The organism is Pseudomonas sp. LBUM1655, assembly GCF_059716085.1.
In genome coordinates this window covers 2,580,622-2,603,565 of sequence record NZ_CP166801.1, presented here as the reverse complement: position 1 = coordinate 2,603,565, position 22,944 = coordinate 2,580,622, and the positions used below count along the sequence as shown (strand labels likewise).

At 57.6% G+C, this 22,944-nt stretch carries 24 protein-coding genes; 9 read left to right on the top strand and 15 right to left on the bottom strand.

Features of this window, described 5'->3' with window-relative positions; translation table 11 throughout:
- Positions 1-123: 123 nt before the first annotated feature.
- From ACA074_RS11765 to ACA074_RS11740, 6 genes are all read right to left on the bottom strand, one after another.
- On the bottom strand, positions 124-729 hold the full coding sequence (locus ACA074_RS11765; protein WP_497679062.1) for a DUF6338 family protein: 606 nt from the start codon (positions 727-729) through the stop codon (positions 124-126).
- Between the two features lie 121 nt (positions 730-850).
- Positions 851-2,464, bottom strand: a complete 1,614-nt coding sequence (locus tag ACA074_RS11760) for a GMC family oxidoreductase (protein WP_489880094.1) — start codon at positions 2,462-2,464, stop codon at positions 851-853.
- Between the two features lie 153 nt (positions 2,465-2,617).
- Complete coding sequence (locus ACA074_RS11755; RefSeq protein WP_497679061.1) at positions 2,618-3,835, bottom strand: mandelate racemase/muconate lactonizing enzyme family protein; 1,218 nt, start codon at positions 3,833-3,835, stop codon at positions 2,618-2,620.
- A gap of 1 nt (position 3,836) precedes the next feature.
- Positions 3,837-5,156 (bottom strand): MFS transporter, encoded by a 1,320-nt coding sequence (locus ACA074_RS11750; protein WP_401265374.1) that lies wholly within the window; start codon positions 5,154-5,156, stop codon positions 3,837-3,839.
- 83 nt (positions 5,157-5,239) lie between these two features.
- Positions 5,240-6,664 (bottom strand): aldehyde dehydrogenase, encoded by a 1,425-nt coding sequence (aldA, locus tag ACA074_RS11745; RefSeq protein ID WP_497679318.1) that lies wholly within the window; start codon positions 6,662-6,664, stop codon positions 5,240-5,242.
- 122 nt (positions 6,665-6,786) lie between these two features.
- A complete protein-coding gene (locus tag ACA074_RS11740; protein ID WP_497679060.1) occupies positions 6,787-7,719 on the bottom strand; it encodes a LysR substrate-binding domain-containing protein in 933 nt (310 codons plus the stop codon).
- A gap of 186 nt (positions 7,720-7,905) precedes the next feature.
- Between ACA074_RS11740 and ACA074_RS11735 the strand changes: the two genes are divergently transcribed.
- Together ACA074_RS11735 and ACA074_RS11730 are read left to right on the top strand one after the other, a co-directional pair.
- The gene (locus tag ACA074_RS11735; protein ID WP_497679059.1) at positions 7,906-9,084 is read left to right on the top strand and encodes a hypothetical protein; all 1,179 of its coding nucleotides are present in this window, start codon (positions 7,906-7,908) and stop codon (positions 9,082-9,084) included.
- Positions 9,085-9,249: 165 nt separating this feature from the next.
- Positions 9,250-10,125, top strand: coding sequence for a LysR substrate-binding domain-containing protein (locus tag ACA074_RS11730; RefSeq protein ID WP_497679058.1), 876 nt, complete (start codon positions 9,250-9,252; stop codon positions 10,123-10,125).
- A 98-nt stretch (positions 10,126-10,223) separates the two neighbouring features.
- On the opposite strand, the gene ACA074_RS11725 is transcribed toward ACA074_RS11730, so the two are convergent.
- From ACA074_RS11725 to fae, 4 genes are all read right to left on the bottom strand, one after another.
- Positions 10,224-11,588, bottom strand: coding sequence for an MFS transporter (locus tag ACA074_RS11725; protein WP_489880089.1), 1,365 nt, complete (start codon positions 11,586-11,588; stop codon positions 10,224-10,226).
- 205 nt (positions 11,589-11,793) lie between these two features.
- On the bottom strand, positions 11,794-13,227 hold the full coding sequence (locus ACA074_RS11720; RefSeq protein ID WP_187680688.1) for an NAD-dependent succinate-semialdehyde dehydrogenase: 1,434 nt from the start codon (positions 13,225-13,227) through the stop codon (positions 11,794-11,796).
- Entirely contained in the window at positions 13,224-14,258 is a 1,035-nt protein-coding gene (locus ACA074_RS11715; protein WP_497659314.1) for an aldo/keto reductase, read from the bottom strand. The genes ACA074_RS11720 and ACA074_RS11715 overlap by 4 nt, the downstream gene beginning before the upstream one ends.
- Positions 14,259-14,268: 10 nt before the next feature.
- Positions 14,269-14,781, bottom strand: coding sequence for a formaldehyde-activating enzyme (gene fae / locus ACA074_RS11710; RefSeq protein ID WP_093437400.1), 513 nt, complete (start codon positions 14,779-14,781; stop codon positions 14,269-14,271).
- Positions 14,782-15,243: 462 nt separating this feature from the next.
- Here fae and ACA074_RS11705 point away from each other — a divergent pair, with 462 nt between their 5' ends.
- Positions 15,244-15,501 (top strand): DUF2024 family protein, encoded by a 258-nt coding sequence (locus ACA074_RS11705; protein WP_187680692.1) that lies wholly within the window; start codon positions 15,244-15,246, stop codon positions 15,499-15,501.
- Between the two features lie 4 nt (positions 15,502-15,505).
- Positions 15,506-15,784 carry a Rho-binding antiterminator gene (locus tag ACA074_RS11700; protein ID WP_489880087.1) on the top strand — a complete coding sequence of 93 codons (279 nt, stop codon included), beginning with the start codon at positions 15,506-15,508 and terminating at the stop codon, positions 15,782-15,784.
- A 55-nt stretch (positions 15,785-15,839) separates the two neighbouring features.
- On the opposite strand, the gene ACA074_RS11695 is transcribed toward ACA074_RS11700, so the two are convergent.
- Complete coding sequence (locus tag ACA074_RS11695) at positions 15,840-17,045, bottom strand: NAD(P)/FAD-dependent oxidoreductase (RefSeq protein WP_497679057.1); 1,206 nt, start codon at positions 17,043-17,045, stop codon at positions 15,840-15,842.
- Positions 17,046-17,338: 293 nt separating this feature from the next.
- Here ACA074_RS11695 and ACA074_RS11690 point away from each other — a divergent pair, with 293 nt between their 5' ends.
- The gene (locus ACA074_RS11690; protein ID WP_401265394.1) at positions 17,339-17,887 is read left to right on the top strand and encodes an RrF2 family transcriptional regulator; all 549 of its coding nucleotides are present in this window, start codon (positions 17,339-17,341) and stop codon (positions 17,885-17,887) included.
- Between the two features lie 73 nt (positions 17,888-17,960).
- Here the strand turns inward: ACA074_RS11690 and ACA074_RS11685 are convergent, their stop codons facing one another.
- On the bottom strand, positions 17,961-18,296 hold the full coding sequence (locus tag ACA074_RS11685) for a hypothetical protein (protein WP_187680696.1): 336 nt from the start codon (positions 18,294-18,296) through the stop codon (positions 17,961-17,963).
- A 184-nt stretch (positions 18,297-18,480) separates the two neighbouring features.
- Between ACA074_RS11685 and ACA074_RS11680 the strand changes: the two genes are divergently transcribed.
- Positions 18,481-18,720: a hypothetical protein gene (locus ACA074_RS11680; RefSeq protein ID WP_187680697.1), complete on the top strand. Its 240-nt coding sequence runs from the start codon at positions 18,481-18,483 to the stop codon at positions 18,718-18,720.
- A 144-nt stretch (positions 18,721-18,864) separates the two neighbouring features.
- Positions 18,865-19,227 (top strand): NUDIX hydrolase, encoded by a 363-nt coding sequence (locus tag ACA074_RS11675; RefSeq protein WP_497679056.1) that lies wholly within the window; start codon positions 18,865-18,867, stop codon positions 19,225-19,227.
- Between the two features lie 3 nt (positions 19,228-19,230).
- Here ACA074_RS11675 and ACA074_RS11670 read toward each other — a convergent pair whose 3' ends face one another.
- From ACA074_RS11670 to ACA074_RS11660, 3 genes are all read right to left on the bottom strand, one after another.
- Positions 19,231-19,473, bottom strand: a complete 243-nt coding sequence (locus ACA074_RS11670; RefSeq protein WP_187680699.1) for a DUF1652 domain-containing protein — start codon at positions 19,471-19,473, stop codon at positions 19,231-19,233.
- A gap of 106 nt (positions 19,474-19,579) precedes the next feature.
- Positions 19,580-20,479 carry a polysaccharide deacetylase family protein gene (locus tag ACA074_RS11665; RefSeq protein WP_497679055.1) on the bottom strand — a complete coding sequence of 300 codons (900 nt, stop codon included), beginning with the start codon at positions 20,477-20,479 and terminating at the stop codon, positions 19,580-19,582.
- Positions 20,480-20,610: 131 nt separating this feature from the next.
- Entirely contained in the window at positions 20,611-21,558 is a 948-nt protein-coding gene (locus ACA074_RS11660) for an ABC transporter substrate-binding protein (RefSeq protein ID WP_401265403.1), read from the bottom strand.
- 137 nt (positions 21,559-21,695) lie between these two features.
- Here ACA074_RS11660 and ACA074_RS11655 point away from each other — a divergent pair, with 137 nt between their 5' ends.
- Both ACA074_RS11655 and ACA074_RS11650 read left to right on the top strand, forming a co-directional pair.
- Entirely contained in the window at positions 21,696-22,376 is a 681-nt protein-coding gene (locus ACA074_RS11655) for an SOS response-associated peptidase (protein WP_497679054.1), read from the top strand.
- 270 nt (positions 22,377-22,646) lie between these two features.
- Positions 22,647-22,919 (top strand): hypothetical protein, encoded by a 273-nt coding sequence (locus ACA074_RS11650; RefSeq protein ID WP_187680703.1) that lies wholly within the window; start codon positions 22,647-22,649, stop codon positions 22,917-22,919.
- Positions 22,920-22,944: the final 25 nt, after the last annotated feature.

The window sequence follows — 22,944 nt, the reverse complement described above, 5'->3', positions numbered from 1 at the left end:
ATCAGCGCTTTAGCGGTGGAGGCGCACTCGGCCCCTTGAACAGTGGTTTCTCCAACGGCTTTCCGTCGGGTCCAAAGAATAGATATTCGTATTTCTTTGGCATTAACTGCATAGCTCTGGCGGTCATGACGAACCCTCTGATGCCGGGCTGAACTCAACCCATTTAACCTTCGCGGAATCTATCAGCAAAAACTCAGCGCCAAAAGGCACCGTTTGGCCATTGCCATCGAGCCAACGCGGATTATGGATCAGGAACTGCCCATTGGCTGACTCCGGCGGCCACTCGGCCGGCCAGCCAGCGACGCGCCTTTCGTCATGCAAATGCAGGGTGATGAGCCGATCAAATTGCGCAAATGCGCAGAACCATTCACTCGGGTAGGAAGATTGTTTCGTTACGTTTCTGCGACGCAACCAGCCATGCAACCTGTCATTGGTAGCAAAATAACAGGACAGCAATCCAAGTAACAGCGAAGAAAGGAATGCCCATGACGTCTGCGCCTTGCCATCCCATATTCCTACAGAAAGTCCCTTCGCCCCCAACCACAAACAGACCCCACCAATACCTGTTACCGCCCCATGAATCACAAACGTAAATATCAACGCCTGCACAATCTGCCCGAAGGTATCAGGCCGCTTGAATGCGGTAAGCGTGTAAAAAATCCAGGTTGAGACAAATCCGGGGATGAGGTACTGCAGCAACCGAATAACTTCTTTGACCAGATCATCCATGATCTGCGGCTCCTTGAAAGACATGCCGCCCCCGATTGAGGGCTGGCACTTAAAAGCCTAGTGCACGCTGAAAAAATGCTCGCCGCCAACTGTCACAGGTCATTACCCGAGACCGAAAAACCTAAGCATCCTGCAAGATCAGATCCGCTCCCTTCTCCGCCACCATCAGCACCGCCGCGTGAGTATTGCCCGACGTCACATTCGGGAAAATCGACGCATCGACAATCCGCAACCCTTCAAAGCCATGCACCTTGAGACGGTTGTCGACCACTGAAGTCTGCTCGTCCGCGCCCATCGCGCAAGAGCCGCACAGGTGATAGATCGAGCCGCAGTTCTCGCGGAAGTATTGCAACATCTGTTCGTCGGTCTCTACCGCAGGTCCCGGCAGAACTTCGTCGACGGTGATGCTCTTGAGCGCCGGGGCGTTCATGATTTTGCGCATCAGGCGACTGCCCTGGATGACTTCGTCGATGTCCTTCTGCGTGCTCAGATAATTCGGATCGATCAGCGCTGCATCACGGGGATTTTTTGAGGCGATCTCGATGTGCCCACGACTGGTCGGGCGGCACGGGTTGAAACACAACAGGAAACCGGAATACGGCTCGGGCTTGAGACTGGCCTTGTTGTTTTTCGGGATCTGGTACGAAAGCGGATTGAAATAGAGCTGCAAATTCGGATGATTCTGTTGCTCGTCGCCACGGAAGAAACCGCCTGCCTGATTGACGCTCATCGCCAGTGCACCTTTGCGCGTCAGCAGGTACTTCACACCGAGCTTGAGCTGGCCGAACAGCGAACTCAGTTCATCGTTGAGCGTCGGGATATTGGCCTTGTAGTAGTAACTGGCGCACAAGTGATCCTGCAGGTTCTGCCCGACCGCCGGCAGATGTTTGACCAGAGGAATCTGGTGCCTGGCCAGCAACGCGCGGTCAGCCACACCGGACAGTTGCAGAATTTTTGGTGTATCGACTGCTCCCGCGCAGAGGATCACTTCCTTGCGCGCTGTGAAGGTTCGCACCACGCCGTGCTGGGTAATGGCAATGCCCGTCGCGCGCTGCCGGGTTTCGTCGAACAACACCCGATCCACCAACGCGTAATGCTCAACCGTCAGGTTCGCACGCTTCAGTGCCGGATGCAGGTGGGCGAAGCTGCTGGAGCAGCGCTGCCCATTTTTGGTGTTGACGTCATAAAGGCCGGCGCCTTCGAATTTCGCACCGTTGAAATCTTCGCTACGCGGATAGCCGAGCTCAGAGCAGCCCTGAAGGAATACATCACAAATCGGATGAGTCTGGCCCTTCATCGGCGTAATGCTGATCGGGCCGCTGCCGCCGTGGTATTCGCTGTCGCCCAGCGGATGGTTTTCCAGTTTGCGGAAGTACGGCAGCACATCCTTGAAGCCCCAACCGTCATTGCCATTGGCTGCCCAATCGTCGAAATCATGAGCCTGGCCGCGCACATAGATCATGGCATTGATCGAGCCCGAACCGCCCTGGACCTTGCCGCGTGGTGCATAGATTTCGCGGTTGCCCAACTGCTTCTGTGGCTGGCTGTAATACATCCAGTTGAAGGTCGGGTTGTAATACATTTTGGCGAACCCGACCGGGATCTTGAACCACAAGGAGCTGTCCTTGCCGCCCGCCTCCAGCAGCAGCACGGTGTGTTTCCCCGAGGCCGAGAGCCGGTTGGCCAGCACGCAACCCGCGGCGCCTGCGCCAGCGATGATGTAGTCGTATGTCATGCACGGTTACCGCGTAAGTCGTTGTACAAAAATCGGAATGAACACTGCGATCCCCTGTAGGAGCGAGCCTGCTCGCGATGGCGGCGTGGCAGTCGACATTTGCATGTCTGGCACACAGCTATCGCGAGCAGGCGAAGGCCTACAGGAACCGTGTCAGCCTCGGGCCGGCGATGTGTCTTTGACATCCACCGGCGTCGGCGCCATTTGCAGGTGCAGACGTTCGCCGGTGTAAGGCGAGTGCTTGCGCACCACGTCCATGTTCAGCTCAACCCCCAGGCCCGGCTCGGTGGACGGAATGATGTAGCCGTCCTCCCACTGCAACGGTTTGGTCAGCACCTCGGCGTGGAAACCGCCCCAGGTCTCGATGCTTTCCTGAATCAGGAAGTTCGGCGTGCAAGTCGCCAACTGGAAACTCGCCGCCGCACCGATCGGCCCGTTGTAAAGGTGCGGGGCGATTTGCGCGTAATAGGCCTCGGCCATGCTGGCGATCTTTTTGGCCTCCAGGAGGCCGCCGCAGCGTGCGACGTTCATCTGCAAAATCGATGCACCACCCGCCTGCAACAACTTGAAGAATTCGTACTTGGTGGTCAGACGCTCGCCGGTAGCAATCGGGATGCTGGTCTTGGCCGCGACTTGCGCCATGGCCTCTTCCTGGCCCGGCGGTACCGGCTCTTCAAACCACAGCGGATCGTATTTTTCCAGGCGCTTGGCCAAACGGATCGCCGACGACGGCACCATTTGCCCGTGAGTGCCGAACAACAGGTCACACTTGTCGCCCACCGCTTCGCGAATCTTGCGGCAGAAGGTTTCGCAGCGCTTCAGCACTTCCAGTGAGATCTGGTGCCCGGAGTACGCGGTATACGGCCCGGCCGGGTCGAATTTCACGGCGGTGAAGCCTTTGTTCATGTTGTCGATGGCGCATTCGGCCGCCAGATCCGCATCGTCGTAGTCGTATTCGCCACGACTGTTGAGCGGGTACAGATAGGTGTAGGAACGCAGGCGCTCGTTGACTTTGCCGCCTAACAATTCGTAAACCGGTTTGTTCGCCGCCTTGCCGATGATGTCCCAGCAAGCCATCTCCAGGCCGCTGACCACGCCCATCATGGTCAGGTCGGGACGCTGGGTGAAACCACTGGAATAGGCCTGACGAAAGAAGCGCTCGATGTGGTGCGGGTCCTGATTGAGCAGATAGCGCTCGAACACGTCCTCAATGATCGGCAGCATGGCTTTGGGACCGAAAGTAGCGGCGTAGATCTCGCCGACGCCTTCGATACCGCAATCGGTCTTGAGTTTGACGAACAGCCAATACATGCCGCCAATGTGCGGCGGTGGTACGGCGACGATGTGAGTTTCAAGGGCGATGACTTTCATCTCAGGCACCTGTCTTTTTCAGTGATTTGCGGTTGATCCGGGCACGCAGGGTCAGCGCGGCAAAAGTGCCGAGCAGACCGACGAAGGCGATGTAGCCGAAATACAGCTGGTAGCCGAGGGCGCCCGGGTAGTGTTCGGTGAGGTAGCCATTGATCAGCGGAATAAAGGCATCCGGCATGTAACCCACTACCGAGACGATGCCGATGGCCAGGCCTGTGATGCGCAGCGGAATGTCACAGCTGTCGAGGATCGCCCAGTACAGACCACGAATCGCGTAGGTCATCAAACCGATGAAAATCACCGTGGCAATCAACAAGCCCATGCTGTTGAGTGCCGGAAACACGATCAGCCCGATCATCGCCAGCGAGGCCAGCAGCAGAGCAACGATCAGCACCGAGATGTTGGAAAACTTGTCGCCCAACCAGCCCCCGCCAATGCCACCCAGCGGGCGCATCCACAACTTGATCGTGGTGATGGTGCCCGCCATGACCGCCGTCAGACCGCCACCTTGCAGGTAATCCGAGAAGCTGTAGGTGGCCCAGAAGATGTGGTAACCGCAGAACACGATGGCGGTGACGAGCCACAACTCAGGGATTTTCACCAGCGTCGTCAGGTCCTGGAGCAGGTTGAACTTGCCCTTCTCCACCGCTGGCGTGTCCTCCATCGATTTCGGATCCTTGATCAACACCAGCACACAGCCGATGGCGATACAGGTAAAGGCGTAGAGGTAGACCACATGCTTGAAGCCTTCGGCAGTGGACTCGCCACGGGTCTCGGTGGCGAACGCAAACAGCGCCAATGCGACCGTCGCCAGCAACGCTTCAACCAGACCGCGACCACCATCAAGGATGCCGAAGAAACGCCCCTGCTCGGTGTGGTGAGCAATCATCTTCACCCGCTTGAGCACCGAGGCCCAAAAGGTCAAACCGGTGGTCAGGCCCCAGCAGCCAAAGATGATCATCAGCCCGGTCATCGACGGCGCGGTCGAATACCAGAGGCCCAAGGCGCCGGTGGCAACCAGCGAGAAGAAAATCAGAAAGCGTGGCGCAATTCGGTCGGCCAGCCAGCCGCTCGGCAAATAGCTGAGCAGGAAGATCGTGCCGAGCATCGAGTACAGATAGCCCAGTTCACTGTGGCTGATCTGAAAAACCTCGAGCATCGTGGTCTGGTAGACCTGGCGCAGATACAGAATCGGATAGATCGCGCCGGCGGCGAGCACCAGCAACATCAATTGGAAATAGCGACTTCCTTTGTCACTTTGGCTTTTCACAGCCGAATTGGAACCCTGAACAGCGGCAGCAGAGGATGCATGCTTGGACATTGAAGTGACCTCGGGCAACCCGGTGCTCCGGGCGCCCCTGATAATTGTTTTTATAGGTGCAGCGTGAGGCGTGTTGCGGTGGATCAGTACTTCATGACCACGAGTCGGGTCTGGGTAAATTCGAGCATGCCGTGCTTGCCGTCATCGCCGCCCAGCCCGGAGCGTTTCCAGCCGGCGTGGTAGCCCTGATACGGATCGGCCGGGGTGCGATTGACGTACAACTCGCCAGCCTCGATGGCATTGGCGATTTTCTGCGCGGTGCGATAGTTCTCGGTGTAGAGCACCGACGCCAGGCCGAACTGGTGGTCGTTGGCCATGGCCAGCGCCTCGTCGATATCCCGATACTTGAGCACCGGCAACACCGGGCCGAAGATTTCTTCCTGAACGATTTCCATGTCCTGACGGCAGCCGCTCAGCAGCGTTGGCGGGTAGAAATGCCCCGGTCCTTGCGGCAGTACACCGCCACTTTCGAGGATCGCGCCTTGTGCAACGGCGCGCTGGACCATGGCGTGGATGTTCTTCTGCGAACTGGCGTTGACCAGCGGGCCCATGAGGTTTGCGTCGGTCGCGCGATCGCCGAATTTGACGTTGGCGATTTTGGTCTTGAGCAGACCAAGGAACTGCTCGTAGATGCTTTCCTGCACATAGACCCGCTCCACCGCCGTGCACAACTGGCCGCAATGGGTGGTCTTGGAGGCAATGATCGCGCTCGCGGCAGCTTCCAGATCGGCATCCGCCTCGATGATCGCCGGAGTCTTGCCGCCCAACTCCAGCGACGGCTTGGCGATGTTGGTCTTGCAGTAGTCGAGCACGATACGCCCGGCGTTGACGCTGCCGGTCAGGGTAATCAGGCCCACCGCTTTATGAGTGCAAACCGCCGCTGCGGTGGCGTGATCCATGGTCAGGATATTGATGACACCCGCCGGCATGCCCGACTGCTGCACCGCTTTGGCGATTTCGAACGCCGAAGTCGGTGTGTTGTTGCTCGGACGCACCACCACGGTATTGCCGGCAATCAGCGCCGGGGCGATTTTGCGCAGCAAGGTATAAACCGGGTAGTTGAACGGGATCAGGCAGGCCACGACACCAATGGGCTCGCGGTGTAGAAACAGGTTCTCGTCGGGACTGTCGCTGGGGATGATTTCGCCTTCAATACGCCGCGCCCACTCGGCGTGGTAGCGGGTGATCTGTGCGGCGTAGCGGGATTCGTTGCTGGCATCGCTGATGCTTTTGCCGGACTCCGCTGCCAACGCGGCGCCGATGGCCTCGGCGCGATCCTCAAGAGCCGTGGCGAGCGCTCGCAGATGTTCGCCGCGTTCGATGCTGGTGAGTTTGCCCCAGACCTTTTGCGCCGCTGCGGCGGCGTCGACGGCGGCGGTGGCCTCTTCAGCAGTGGCGCCCGACACATGGCCGAGCAGCGCTTCGGTGGCCGGGTTGTAGACCGCGATCAGCGCCGCGCTGGCAGGCTCGATGAATTGGCCGTTAACAAAATTTCGCTCGGTTCGCATGTGCATCGCCCATCGTTGTTTTTATCAATGCCACCAGTCTTGTCATCGATGGCAGGTTGAACAAACGATTTATCGGGCGCCAGAACATTCGAAAAATGCAGGTTACTCCCAATAGCGATGTCTCAGATGGCCGCAGTCGAAGGCTCCAACTGGCGCTGGGCCAACCAGATCTCTTCCTGCAACCACTGACTGAACACCTGCAACTGCGGCATTTCAGTCTGCTCCGGCCGGGTTACCAGCCAATACGACTGATGCCCCTCGACATGCACGTTCAGCACTTGGGTCAACTGACCGCTGGCCAACTCTGCGGCGACCATGTGCCAGTCGGCAATGGTAATCCCCAGCCCATCGGTCGCCGCTTGTATCGCCAGATCCAGCAGGTCGAACTCATAGCCGCCCTGGGTATCGACACCGCTGATACGTGCCGCGTCGAGCCAGTGTTTCCAGGTCAGGTAACGCTGATCTTCCTTGGCCAACACATGCAGCAGTGTCAGGCGATTGAGATCGATGCCCTGCTCGCTACCCTCGCGGGTGTATAGAAAAGGCGCACACACGGCGATATGTCGCTCCTGGATCAGCAAAGAGCTGTCGAGCCCGTCCCACTCGCCGTCGCCAAAACGGATCGCACAGTCCAGGTTGCTGGTTTCCGCCAGGCTGTCCTGCAAGCGCGTGGTGATGCTCAACTCGAGTTCCGGGTGCTGCTCGCGCAAACGCCCCAGCCGCGGCATCAACCAGCGACTGGTAAAGGTTGGCGGCGCGTTGATGTGCAGACGATTGGAGTGGGTTTTCTGCTGGATGCTGCGCACCGTCAGCTCAATCTTGTCGAATGACTGATGCAGTGCCCGCAGCAGAACCTTGCCGGCACTGGTCAGCTCCAGATGATGATGGCGACGCTCCAGCAGGTTTTCGCCGAGCTGCTCTTCCAACTGCCGGACCTGACGGCTCACTGCGCTTTGGGTGACATTGAGCAACTCGGCGGCGCGGGTGAAGCTGCCGGCGCTACCGGCCACTTCGAACGCTTTGAGCGCATTCAGGCCGGGCATTTTGCGTTTCATATCAAGGCACTCGAAAACCACTGACAAGACGCGAAGCATCCCACGAGTTTGACGGACTGTCCTACAGGAATTTCCGAGTAACATGCATTCGACGCAGGTTCTTCCGTCGTTTTTATCGTTTGTTCAAGATCTGTCGGATGGCAAAACTGCGCGGCATCTCTAATAAAAACAATCGAGAGCCGCTCCATGCCCTTCCCCTCTTTGTTTCGCCTGCGCACGACCTCCATCGCTCTGTTCTGCAGCTTTGCCGCTCCGGCAATGGCGGTGCAGGTCACCGATAATCTTGACCTGGGCGGCGCCATTCGCGCGCGCTGGGATGTCGATCCTGATCGCGACATTCAAAAGTTCGGCCTCGACACGGTGTTCCTCAGCGCCAAGTACAACTCCGATACCTGGATCGGCGAGGCGCAATACCGCTTCTACGGTCGCTCCTACCCTTACCAGTACAGCAAAAACTACGGCGACATCCGCTTGGCCAAGTTCGCTTGGGCCGGGTACAAATTCAATCCCGATCAGCAAGTGCAGGTGGGCTTGAACACGGTGCCGTTCGGTTTGCAGCCCTATTTCGGCAGCACCTTTTACGAAACCCTGGGCAACGTCATCGGCCTGGAAGATGTGCAGCAGGTCGGCGCCAAATACATCCAGCAAAGTGGCGACTGGAATTTCCAGGCCGGTTACTACCTGCGTCCTGCCTGGCAAGGCAAAGGCACCAGCAATGGCGTGACCTATTCCAGCGTGGTGTCCGAGGCTGACAGCTACGTCGCTGACGGCAGCGACAACCAGGAGCGCAACACCCTGGTGCTGCGAGTGGCCAAGGCCATGGATCTTGGCCCCTGGAAATCCGAAGTCGGCGTCTCGGGTCTGACTTCAAGCCTTCAGAACAGAGACACCGACAACGATGGGCGACGCAACGCCGTCGCCGTCCACTATCTGGGCAAGAACGGCCCGTGGGGCGTGCAACTTCAGGCGGCGCGACAGCAGATGTCGCCGCGCAACCCCGGCAGCGATGAAGTGGTAACGCTCGGCGGTTACGACGGCACCTACAACGTTGCCAGTCGCGGCAATTTGTACGTCGCGGATGTGAGTTATGACGTCGCCGGCAAGTACCTTTTCGATCAAGTCAGCGGGATCAAGCTCTACGCCAACTACAGCGCTTTCGACAAGTCTGCCAGCGGCTTCAAGACGTCGGAACGAATGATCCTCGGCAGCTCGTTTTCGGTCAGCAAGTTGTGGGTGGCCGCCGAATGGCTGATCGGCAAGAACGATCCCTACATCGGCGGCAGCAGTTACACCCAGAGCCTGGGTGCCGGCGGACTGGATCAGTGGGAGAACCAGATGTATGTGAACATTGGGTATTACTTCTGATCCGGGATTGACTGCGTATCAAAGTCAGCCTTCGCGAGCAAGCTCGCGAAGGCGTCCTGCCAAACACCACTTGCATCCGCCCCTCACCAATAGTCAGATAGGCCCTACAAACCAAACTTACAAAAATAAAACCGAGCTAAACGCTCGATCCGGGGTTCTGCCTCCATGCGTCAACTGCCCTCGCTCAACACCCTGCGCGTGTTCGAAGAAGTCGCGCGCCATCGCAGTTTCAGTCAAGCCGCACAAGGACTGAACGTCACTCAGGGCGCAGTCAGTCGCCAGATCAAACAACTCGAAGACTACCTGGGCGTGGCGCTGTTCGTCCGCACCCCGCAAGGCCTGTCACTGACCGAAGCCGGTAGCAACCTCAAACCGCATCTGGCCGAAGCGTTCGACCACATGGAACGTGCGCTGCAAGCGGTGCGCGTGCCCAACCTGCGTCAACGCCTGCGCGTGCTCGCACCGCCAACCTGGGCGACACGCTGGCTATCGCCGCACTTGCGTGCGTTCTGTCAGCGCTATCCAGACATCAGCCTGAGCGTGACCAATCAGGCCAGCCACGACAGCGCCGCAGAAATCGACTGCCACATCCGTTTCGGCCTTTGCGCCTCTACGCATTGCGCAAGTCAATTGTTGGTGATGGAACGGCACATCGCAGTGGCCAGCCCTGAGTTATTCAATGGCGATCAAGCGCCGGATTTGAGGAAGTTTCCACTGTTGCACATCCTCCACGACGGCAAGCGCCTGAAGGTTTGGGAGAACTGGCTGGAGGCCATGGGTCGGGAGGACATCGATGCCGGGCAGGGACTGGAATTCAGCACACTGGATCAGGTGATCCACACCGCGCTGTCCGGAGGTGGCCTGGCGGTGATCGATCGGCAGATGATCGAGAAGGAACTGGCTAACGGCAGCCTGTTACCGATCACCCCGATTGAAGTGATCGGCCCCTACGGTTACTGGCTGGATGTGGCGAATGACAAGCAAGGCTTGTCGAAAGTGAAGCTGTTTACTGACTGGTTGAGTCTGGTCAGTAACCCTTGAACATCTCACATCCTCTGTAGGAGCTGCCGCAGGCTGCGATCTTTTGATCTTGAAAGTCAAAAGATCGCAGCCTGCGGCAACTCCTGCAGAGTGGTTTGTCAGATCGGGGTGGCGACCTTGGTCACGACAACCGCGCTGCCCTCCACCGGACTCTGCGCCTTGCACGCCTGACTCAACGTCAACGACTTGGTCTCCGGCGCCCATGCCCACGACAGCAACGCACCGATCGCCAGAATCGCTGCCAGAATGCCCATGGTCGGACTCAGGCCAATCCCCGCCACACTGACCGGCAGCAGGAACGTACTCACTGCCGAGCCCAAGCGACTCACTGCTGTTGCCAGGCCAATACCGCTGGCGCGCACTTCGGTCGGGAAACTCTCTGCCGGGAACACCCCGACCAGATTGCTCACCGCCGACAACACCAGTGTGAACACGCCAAACACCAGCACCATCAGCCACGCCGCACTGCCCGGCAACACCGCCAGCAGGAGCAACGCCACCGCAAGGATGATGAACGAGTTGATCAGAAATCCGCGGCGGGTGAACTTGATCGTGCACCAGATGCCGATCAGCGCACCGAGGATCAGCAGCATGTTCAGCATCAGTTCGGTGCCAAAGCCTTCCGCCAGGCCCATCTGCTGCAGGATCGACGGCAGAAATGTGTAGATCGCAAAGTACGGCATCACGATGCACACGAAAAACAGGCAGTTGAACGCGGTGCGTTTGCGGTACTCGCGGCTGAACAACACCGCATAGCCGGAACGGGTTTCCGTGGAGCGGGTTTCATCCAGCTCTACGTTATCGCCCAGATGTTTTTTGACGATCGCCCGCGCCTCGGCCACCCGCCCTTGATTGACCAACCAGCGTGGCGACTCCGGCGTGCCGATCCGCGCAATCAGAATCAACGCAGCGGGGATCGCTGACGAGGCCAGCATCCAGCGCCAGGCATCATCGCCAAGGCTGAGCATCGCGGTGCCGACGAAGGTGGCGGCAACGTAACCAAACGTCCAGATCACGCTGAACGACCCGAGCAACACGCCACGATGCTTCTTCGGCGAGAACTCGGCCAGCATCGCGTGACCGACGCTGAAATCACCGCCCAGCCCAATGCCGATCAGCACGCGGCAGAGAAACAGGCTCATCGCCGTTTCAACGTAGAACTGCATCACCGAGGCAACAGTGATGAGCACGAAACTGACCAGGAAGATTTTCTGCCGGCCGACCTTGTCCGAGATCCAGCCGAAAAACAGACTGCCGAAAAACAGCCCGATCAACGCCGAAGCGCCAATCAATCCCTGCCAGAACGCATCCAGTTGCATTTGCGGGCTGAGCAAGGTGAACGCAATGCCGATCAGGCCAAGGATATAGCCGTCGGTGAAGTGCGCGCCGAAGGTGAGGCCGGCGATTTTGATGTGGAAGCGACCGATGGGCAGGTCGTCGATTTTTATCGGTTGAGCGGACATGTTCATCTCCAATTGTTGTTATTGACGGAGAAATCGATTGCTCTTGTTTTTACGGTGGACGCGATCCCTGTGGCGAGGGGATTCATCCCCGATGGGGTGCGAAGCAGCCCTTCTTTTGAATCAAAAAGCAGGGGAGTACTGCGCAACTCATCGGGGGATAAATCCCCTCGCCACATAACGCCTCACAAGGTTTCATCAGGAGAAGTCAGAGACCGCCCATCAACAAGTATTTGATCTCCAGATAGTCATCCAGACCGTACTTCGAACCTTCGCGCCCGAGGCCCGATTCCTTGATCCCGCCGAACGGCGCTACTTCCGTAGAAATGATCCCTTCGTTGATCCCGACCATCCCGGCCTCAAGTCCTTCGGCCATGCGCCACACCCGGCCGATATCGCGACTGTAGAAATACGCCGACAGCCCGAATGGCGTGTCATTGGCGCGCTGCAATACTTCGGCTTCATCCTTGAAGCGGAAACACGCGGCGACCGGCCCGAAGGTTTCGTCCTGCGCGATCAGCATGTCGCCATTGACCTCGGTGAGGATGGTTGGCTCGTAGAACGTGCCGCCCAAGGCATGACGACGCCCGCCGCACAACAGCGTGGCGCCCTTCTCCAGTGCATCACTGACGTGGCTTTCAACCTTGGCCAGCGCGGCAGCGTTGATCAATGGGCCTTGCTCGGTATCACCTTCCAATGCACTGCCGACACGCATCGCCGCAACGGCTTCAGCCAGTTTGCCGGTGAAGGCCTCGTACACACTGTCTTGAATGAAGAAGCGGTTGACGCACACGCAGGTCTGCCCGGTGTTGCGAAATTTGGAGGCCATCGCACCTTTGACGGCAGCGTCCAGATCGGCATCGTCGAAGACAATGAACGGCGCGTTGCCGCCCAGCTCCAGCGAGACCTTTTTCAACGTATCGGCGGCCTGGCGCATCAGCAATTTGCCAGTGCGCGTGGAACCGGTGAACGACAGTTTGCGCACCACGCTGGAAGCTTGCAGCGCGCCACCAATAGCGACGGCATCGCCGGACACTATATTGAGCACACCCGCCGGAATGCCGGCCTGTTCAGCCAGTACCGCCAGGGCGAACGCCGACAATGGCGTCTCTTCCGAAGGTTTGAGAATCATCGTGCAACCCGCCGCCAACGCCGGCCCCACCTTGCGGGTGACCATTGCCAACGGGAAGTTCCAAGGGGTAATCGCCGCAACCACGCCGATGGCTTCCTTGACCACAATGATCCGTGCATCCGCCTTGTGGCTCGGGATCACATCACCGTAGGCCCGCTTGGCCTCTTCGCCGAACCATTCGAGGAAGCTTGCGGCATACACTACTTCGCCCATGGCCTCGGCCAACGGCTTGCCCTGCTCACGGCTGAGCAAAGTCGCCAGATCTTTCTGGTTGGCGAGCATCAAGTCACTCCAACGCTTGAGCCGTTGGCTGCGCTCCTTCGCCGTCAGTTTTCGCCACGCCGGCAACGCACGGTTGGCAGCCTCGATGGCCAGAACGGTTTCCTCGGCACCGGCCTTTTGCACCTCGGCAATCAACTCGCCATTGGCCGGATTGCGCACCGGATAAGTCGAGCCACCCCTGCCCCATTGGCCATCGATGAAGTTGCCGTACCGGATCAAATCGCTCATGCCACCGCTCCTTGCAGGGTGAACCGCTCCAGCCCCGGACGGGCCATGCGCAAGATGCGTTTGCCAGCGGTGTAATCGTTTATCACGTCGCACGGCGTGTAATTGCGTTCCAGTTCATGCAGCTCGTCAGCGTCGAGCCTGGTTTCCAGCGCGGCCAGCGCACTGTCGAACTGCGCCGTGGTATCAGCGCCGACCAGCATGCAGTCGACACCGGGGTGATTGGCCACCCAGGCCTGCGCGATTTGCGCATTCGACACGCCGCGAGCACGGGCTACGCGCTGCACCGAATGGGCGATCTCGAACGAGGCTTCGTCGCTGTACATCTGCTGGGTAAAGAAGTCGGTCTGGTTGCGGGTCGACTGCACGTCACCGGTCAGCAAGCCGCGAGCCAGCGGACTGAACACCGAGACACCAATTCCCTGGTCGCGGCAGAACGGAATCATCTCGCGCTCTTCTTCGCGGTAGGCGCAATTCAATTGCAGCTGCATGTTGATCGGCTTGACCCAACCATTGCGCTCGCAAGCCATGAGGATCTTCGCCAATTGCCCGGTGAGCATGGTGGATACGCCGATATAGCGAGCCTTGCCCGAGCGCACGATATCGTTCAAGGCGCTCATGGTTTCTTCGACCGGGGTGTTCACGTCGAAGTAATGCAGCATGAACACGTCGACGTAATCCATGTCCAGACGCTTCAGCGACGCATCGATGCTGTCCATGATGTGCTTGCGTGAATGGCCGCTGGCATTGATGCCGGTGCGCGTGCCGTAACCGACCTTAGTGGTGATCACCAGGTCTTCTCGACGAGCCAGACGCTTGACGATGCGCCCCACCACCTCTTCACCGACACCGGCAGAATAGAAGTCTGCGAGGTCGATGAAATTCACGCCGTTATCCAGTGCGTGCGCGACGATCGGCTCGCTCTGCTTTTCATTGAAGATCCACGGTTTCCAGTCCGGCGTGCCCATGTTCATGGTGCCCAGGCACAAGCGGGAAACTTGCAGGCCGGAGTTGCCCAAACGAATGTATTGCATGGCTCTGACCTCAGGCTTTCGGCGTGTAGAAAGGGTTGCTGATGTGCGCGACAACATCTTTGAGTTGCGCGGTTTCCGGCTTGCCGGTCAGGGCTGCGCGAATCGCAGTGCGGCAGGCGTTGTAGTTGTTCAGATACACAGCGTCGAGATCGTCGCAGGCCGGGTTGACCCAATTGGCCGTGACGATCGCCCACTCATCTTCGGCTTCCGGTGGCAGCGTGCCGTCGAGCAATGCTTCAAGCACTGCTTTAGCGATCCCGGCTTGCGAAGCGCCCCACGTTGCGTTGCCGTGCAGGTCGCTACTGATCGCGGCTTTGTTCACATACAGGGTCATCGGCTTGACCGGGATGTTCGGCTGCGCAATCACCATGAACGGGCAATGGCCCTGGCTCGGCGACGCGAGGCTGTTGGCGAAAGCCTGCCCCGCCGGACCATTGCGCGGGCCGATCAGAATATTGATGTGCGCAGCGTTCACGCCCGGGCCTTCGAAACCTTCACCGATGTACAGGTCGAGTTCTTTCATCAGTCATTACTCTTTGTGATGCAGAGGGATTGTTCGGGTGATCGGCAGCTCACGCGGGCCGGATGGCGAGCGTGATCAATAACGGGCATGGGGAGGTGCGGCGGGGAAAATGCGACATGGCTGCAAACGCTCTCTGGTTGTTATTGATGAGCTGTGTTTGCGATTTTTTAACACCGGGCCATAAGCCGGCTGTAACCATTAAAAATCATGGGGCAATGACTTTTAGTCATGGCCCCTTGAAGACAACTGGAGAAAGGCTGCTAGCGACGCAAGCCCTGGCTCACGGGCCTGAAGGCATTCACAGCGAGCCAGGCAAAGCCGATGCGGCTTTCGATCTGGTTCATACACACTGAAGGTCAACGCCGACCTGCACAACCCGTTGCTGTGCGTCAGCAGCGTCTATGACATTGCCTCTGGCGACCTCTCGCTGCCGGGCACCTGGAAAATGAAGGAGGGTAAATAGTGTTCGTCAAAGTGTTCGATACCCACGTGCGGACCAAAGATGGCCGCTACCTGCACTTCGATGTGCTCACCGATCGCCAGGCAGACGCGGCGAAGTCCTACGCACGGCAGTTTCTGATCGACAACGGCTTGCAAGACGAGGACATTTCCCAGAGCCAGTGCCAGTTCTGCCACAGCGAACCGGCCAATCCGCAGGTCGCTGCGGCGATCAACGAAAAAGGCTATTTCATCATCACTCTGCAAGGCTTCGAGGAGTAACGCCATGACCCGCTATCAGCCACTGAACTGCGATTTGCACGACTATCTGGAAATCGCCTGCATGCGCGGCTATCAATTGGATATCGAGTTGATCGATGGTCAGCGGCTGGTTGCCCGGGCCATCACCACTCGCACCTCCAGCGACAAAGAGGAGTTCCTGGTTATCGAACAGGCAGGTGCGCAACAGGACATCCGTCTCGACCAACTCTTCGCAATCACGCCGCAGGATGCCAATGCCGAGTTCGGTCGGATCGTGCTCAGCGAAGCATCTTGCGGCATCTGAGAAAAAATCCCGTCCGGATTGAACCGGCGCGGGATTTTTTTGAAACGAAGAGGCTTTACGCAACCACAGGAATCATCGGATCGGCAGCCGCCAGAGCGCTCACGCGATCAGCCGCCGGCGGATAGATCCACTGAGTGTTGATCTGGGTTTTCAAAGCTTTGCCTTCCTGTTTAACCAGTTTCACCTGACGATCCCAGCCTTCGGTGTACACCGCGCCCCAGGCACCAAGGTCCAGACACGTTACGTATTTCGGCTGGCTGTACGGCGTCGGGTCAACACCGAGAATCTGCGCCGCAACGTTATTGCCGGCGTGACGACCGAGCGAGATCGCATGCTGGCAGGTCATCAGCGCGTAGTTGCCGATATCGTCGGTAGCGGCGTAGGCCACATCGCCGGTGGCGAAGATGTCGTCCTGACCGATGACTTTCAGGTGCGCGTCGACGTGCAGGCGCCCTTGCTTATCGCGTTCGGCGGGGATTTGTTCAGTCAGAGAGCTGGCGCACACACCGGTTGTCCAGATGACGGTTTTCGCGTCGATGTGCTGACCGTCCGACAGGGTCACACCGTTAGCGTCGATTGATTGCACCGAAACGCCCAAGCGCCATTCAACCCCCAGCTCCTCGCTGGCTTCGACGATGGATTTACTGATTTCCTCGCCCATCGAGGCACCGATCTTCTGTCCACGATCGACGACGATAACCTTGATATCAGCCTGCTCACCGAGAATCTCGCGCAGACGCGCCGGCATTTCCGTCGCCGTTTCAATACCGGTGAAACCGCCACCCGCGACCACGACGGTATTGCGCGCCTGGTTTTCCGGCAGATTTTTCAGGGCTTTGAGGTGAGTTTCCAGGTGAATGGCCGCTTCGATCCGGTCCACATCAAAGGCGTGCTGGCTGACACCAGGTGTGTCTGATTGTGCCAGGCCACTGCCGGCCGCCAACACCAGTTTGTCGCAGTGAAACACTTGCTTCACGCCAGAGGCATCGGTGTAGCCGACCGTTTTTTGCGCGACATCGATGGTCTCGGCCGCGCCTTTGATGAAGTGAACGCCGACCACTTCGAACAGTTCACTCAGCGGTGCAGCCAGTTGATGAGCATTCGGCTCGTAGAATCGCGGACGTACACGCAACTCGGCCTGCGGCGCGAGAACGCTGACTTCGACGTCATCACGACCGTGAAGATCCACCAGACGCGTCGCACTCAACGCCGACCACATACCGCCAAAACCCGCGCCGATAATCAGAATCTGCTGCTTCATTGTGTTTCTCCAGAAAAAGCCAAACCGCTGAAAGAGAGGTGATCGATGTTGCCTAAAACCACACAATACCAACCCAATAGCGCCGACTCTATTGGTCGGATATAAATCCAACAAGTCAGATTTACTGATAGATTTAAACGAAATATTAGATATTTATCGCGCTTGATGACCTGCGAAAAACCTAATATTTATTGGAGCAATGACACAGAAGGATGCAACTGCATTTGAACTGACAGATTGCCGAGTCGGCATCAGACTGTTAGCATTTACGACAAATCAAGTCGGACTTATATATGTCTCTTTACAGCGCAGGCGTCGAATACGGCATTCATTGCCTGACTTTTCTGGTGGGTAGCGGAGGCGACAGCCGCGAAGCCAGCGTGCGTGACCTGGCAGAATTGCAAGGCGTGCCAGTGGAATATCTGGCGAAGATCTTCACCAAACTGGCCAAAGGCAAACTGGTAGTGGCGTCTGAAGGTGTGCGCGGCGGGTTCAGCCTGGCGCGGCCGGCCGACGAAATCACCCTGCTCGATATCGTCAAAGCCATCGATGGTCGCAAGAATATTTTCGAATGCCGGGACATTCGCGGGCGTTGCGCGCTGTTTGAAGGCAGTCCCCCGGAGTGGGCGATTGAAGGCACCTGCTCGATCCACGCGGCCATGATGACCGCGCAAAACCGCATGGAAGAAGCGCTTTCGCAGCAAACCATTCTCGACATTGCGAGAAAAGTCGGACGCAAAGCGCCAGCGGAGTTCGGCCAGCAAGTGGAGGACTGGATTCAGGATCGCCGCGAGAAAAAGGGCAATTTCGGTACTATCCCACTGACCGACATTTCAGACTGACCGCCCCTGAAAAGCCAAAAAAAAGCAGAAACCGTTGATGCGGTTTCTGCTTTTTTTACGCTCATAAATGGCGTTACAGGCAATCGCGCACCGATTTGCGCAACGACCCGGATTTTGCCCATGGCGGCCCCTGGTACAACGACACGCGGCTACCGTCCTTGTACTTCACGATATCGAGAATCTCGTCAGCCGTGATAATGCTTGGCGCAGTAATACGATAGCCGTTGGAAATCGAAGTCTGCGAGGTCTTGGCGACATCCTGTTGCCATAACGGTAATACACAAGCGGCATAGTCCCTTGGCGTCTTGTCACTGGTTTTGCTCACGTTGGGCTCACCCGGCACCAACGATGTCGGCAGCGAGCATCCCGCCAACATGGCCAACGCCAGACTCCCGATCCATATTCGCATGGTGTTCCCTTAATCAAAAAAAGCGAATGTAACGCCTAACCGTAGTACACATCCATCGTGGCACCGCGCCCTCAATGAACATAGGACAATTTTTTACATCGATCAGGCCAATGACAGACCAGCTACGCGCGACAGCTGAAAAATGCGGCTACTCTTTTCTACCGAGAATGTTCAGGAGGTGATCATGCGGCTCAACGAATACGAACACGAACTTCAGCGCGACCTGCAGAGTGTCGCATCGGATCTGCGCTGGTCGGCAGTCGACCTTAAACGCATCGCCGAACAGTTGCGCAAGTCCGGTAACGAAGCGGACGCCCAGACAGTCCTGAGATCCTGCGAGGTTTTGCAAAGCGATGAAGAGCGACTGCAGTTGTACGCCAGAGAAGTGAAGGCGCGCGCCATCAGCCGAATCAAAGTCCACTGATACTGACTCGCCCCACCCAACACGAGCCCCGGCGTAAACCGGGGCTTTTTCATTATTGCCTCCTGCAGGAACCTTTAAAGAATGGCTCGGCTCGAATATTGCATTTTTATTACCAATTCGTGACAGGCAGTTAACAGGTAACAGATGAAAGTACGAGCAACCGTCATTTGCGAACAGGACCGTCACATTCTCCTGGTGCGCAAACCTCGATGCCGCTGGACTTTGCCCGGAGGCAAAGTCGAGCACGGTGAAACCCGAGCGAATGCAGCCGTGCGCGAATTGCGCGAAGAAACAGGGCTGAAGGCCGACGACGTGCTTTACCTGATGGAACTACAAAGCGGCAGCACCCGGCATCACGTCTATGAAGCCTCAGTGCTGAATATTGATCAGGCACGCCCGCAGAACGAGATCATCGACTGCATCTGGCACCCGCTGAATGCCGTGCACAATCTGCATACCAGCGACGCGACCTTGCGCATCGTCCAGGCTTTTCAACGACGTTTATGATGTTCAGCCGGCGAAAGCCCTGCGGCCCGCGCTTATTTCCGTGCGTAATTCACCGATGAAATTGGAAATGTCACGGATCGTGACGAGATGTTCCGGGGAAACGCCATTGAGCAGTAACTCGACGCGCCCGCTGTCCGGCTCATAAACCTTGATCCGCAATAACCCCTGCCCTACTTGCGTGCAGTCGCACTTCAGCGCAGGGAAGCCGGATTCGACAATGCGGCAAATGTCGGCAATGGCGAGCATGAGCGGACGCCTCACAGGCGCGGGATCGATCCGATGAGCATAGATGAGCGATTACCGCCCCGCTCGCCCGAAAAACGCCAACTTGATCACATATTCCATCTGTCTCTCAGTGGGCGTCATGGCCCCAGATCCAGTTCCAGAGCCCCGGCAACTGCACCGACTCAGCGCTTTGCTGAACAGTACGCGCCAGTGCAGCCTTCTCCAATGCAGCGCGGTCATCATAGAACGGCTTGTCCGCCAGCCTCACGCCGGTAGCCGCAGCGCTATCAAGCAGGATTTGCAGGTATTCACGCGTATGCCGCGCGGTATAGCGGTTGAGGTCATGGAAGGTCACTACCACCGGAATCACCCCGTCCACGGTTGGAATTTCGCCTTGGGCAATGCGCTCGCGGACTTCCGATAACTGCCGAAGCATGTTCGCCCGTCGACGCGGGCTGGCATTGAAACCCCAGATCTTGCCGTCATTGGCACTCAAGTCGGTCAACAAAACGTGCAGCCCGTGTTGCTGATAGGCGGCGAAAGTACGTTTGTCGTAGTTCCAGAATGGCGGGCGCAACAACTTGGGCGGCGCTCCGGTAATGGCCGCGATGTCCGCTGTGCCGTTGCTCAGCGACTCTTCGAGCTGCTGTGGGTCGAGCGAGCGATGGTTGGTGTGCCAGTGAGTGGCGGTATGAAACGCGAGAATATGCCCCTCATTGTGCTCACGTTGCATGATGCTACGGCCGATCTCGCTATGACCGGCCCGAGGCGCACGAGTCTGGACGAAAAACACGGCTTTGATGTCCGGTTGCAGCGAATTGTCCTTGAGGCTGTCGAGCACCGTGGCCGATGGGTTCCAGAAACTTGAAGCGCTGGGGCCGTCATCGAACGTCAGCAGAAAACGAACCGGGGCTTGATCCTTCAGCCGTGTTTCGGTTTTCGCAGTCATTTCGATGGGCGCGGCGATACAGCCTGCCAGTCCGAAAACGATGGCCGCCGCACAAAGAAGCTTGAATCCGGATGTCATGTTTTGCCTTGAGCCCGACCACTGCGGTCATATTGTCGATCGGCAAAGCTCCCTCGCCCTTATCCATCCCTGCGCTCGGTTCTGCGAGCTGAGGTTGGATAAGGTACACAGGGTTTGGTTCCGGCGCTCGTTCAGCGAGTCAGCGCCTGCTCAAACGAGGTGTCGATAATCCCCGACGTGGCCAGCGGTGCCGGCAACGCTTTAACTTTAAACAGGAAATCCGCAGTGCTTTGCAGGTCGGTCGCGGCTTGTTGATCGACCGGTCCGACCGTCATGTGCGCCTGGCGCAGCCAGTGCCGCGAAACCTCCTGATCAAGATTGGCCTTCTTCGCCCACAAGTCAGCGTACTCGTCGGTATGGCTATCGACCCACGCGCGCGCCTGCTTTAAACGCCCGAGAAAATCGGCTATCGCCTCACGTTTACTATCGACAGACGGTGTTGATGCTGCAATCGCACTAAGCCCCGGCATGAGATTCTTCGCGGTCAGAATCGGACGAGCGCCGGAGAACAGAATCTGCTGGGAAATGTACGGCTCCCACACCGGAAAGGCATCGATGCTGCCCTGGGGCAAAGCAGCAGCCGCATCAATCGGCATCAGCTTGACGAAGTCAACGTAGCTCTCTGGCAGACCACTCTGCTCCAGTGCGCGCAAGGTCAGTTGCTGGCTCCATGCGCCGGGCCAGTAAGCGACTTTCTTGCCCTTCAGGTCAGCGATGGTTTTTACCGGCGAATCCTTTGGCACCAGCAACGCGATGGTGTCCGGGTTCTGCCGTGACACGCCGATCAGTTTCACGGGCGCCTGTTTCGCAGCGAGAAACAGAAAACCTGAATCGCCGAGGAATCCCAGATCGAGAGAACCTGTCTGCAAGGCCTCAGCCAACGGTGCGGCTGCCTGGAAATGCTTCCAGTCCACCGTATACGGCGCGTCTTTCAACACGCCCGATGCTTCCACCGAGGCGCGGATGTTGTAGTAATTCTGGTCGCCGACATGCAGGACCACAGGCTCGGCAGCGTAGGACAAAGGCGATGCGAGCAATGCAACGGTCAGCGCGTTGCGGAGGAAACGGGAAAGCTTCATGGCGAGTCCTGCAAATGGAGGATGCATAGACCATAACGCTCTTAACTACCGAATTTTAAATTCGATTAATGCATAAGCTCATCACTGCAAATACCGAGAGCCAACTAAGCTGATATTTCCTACAGGAGATTCAGCCCATGTGCGGAAGACTCTCGCAATACCGTGGCATTCACGACTTCGTCGCGGTGCTGAGCATTCCCGATGCGTTGATCAACCATGTCGACGACGCACCACTGGCACACTACAACGCTGCGCCAACCACTTCGCTGGCCATCCTTCAGCAACACAATCACCAGGTTCATGCGCAAAATCTGCGCTGGGGCTGGCGCCCGCATTGGGCCAAGGACCGAGCACCGCCCATCAATGCGCGCGTTGAAAAAGTTGCCCACGGGCCGTTCTTCCGGTCGATCTGGCGTCATCGCCTGATCGTGCCTGTCGACAACTGGTTTGAGTGGGTGGATGCAGAGGATCACACCCGACAACCCTGGCTGATTCGTCGGGCCGATCACGGGCCGGTTTTCTGCGCCGGCATCGGTCAATTTCCGACACCCGATACGCAAGCACGGGATGACGATGGCTTCGTGATCATCACCGCCGACAGCGAGGGCGGCATGCTCGACATCCACGACCGCCGCCCGGTGGTGTTTTGCGCAGAACTGGCACGCGAATGGCTCGACACGGCCACACCGCTGGAGCGGGCCGAACAAATGCTGTTGTTCGAAGGTGAAAAAACCGAGGTGTTCGAATGGCACAAGGTCGACAGAGCCGTGGGCAATTCACGCAATCAAGGCGCAGGCTTGATTGATGAAGTGGCCTAAAGATTTTTTGCCGTGGCGCGTTATCAAAAGGCACCAACCGAGAGTGATTCCGTTTCGTTACAACGACTGTTTCAACAAAGAAACAGCAACCCGCTAAACAGTCGTTTGAGTGAATTAACCGCCTGTCTGACACTTCAACCGTCATACATACATTTAGATGCGCTACGGATAGCATGCGCGCCGCATTTCCATTTGGTATACCAGTTGACCAAAGAGTCAACAAACAAGGAAATTCCCTACAACTCTTTTTAAGCCTTGCAGAGAACTAAGTTGCGCGACGATTTTGCAATCAAACAGGCCAAGGGCCTGGAGTGTGTCTATCTGTCCACGACAGAACGCTTTCAACTCGACTGTTTTATCGGCCATTACATCAAGACCCGAAACCTGAGTTCAGTCCCTGACATCGAACGTATCTTGCGCACCACCCTCGAGGGGTATCCCGGTCATGCGCCGGTGATGGTCAACGAACTCAACGCGTGGATCGACAGAACCTTGGGATATCGGGCAACACATCCGGACTTCACACAGTTGGAAGACCTTTAAAATGCAAAAAAGCCCCGTTTGATAC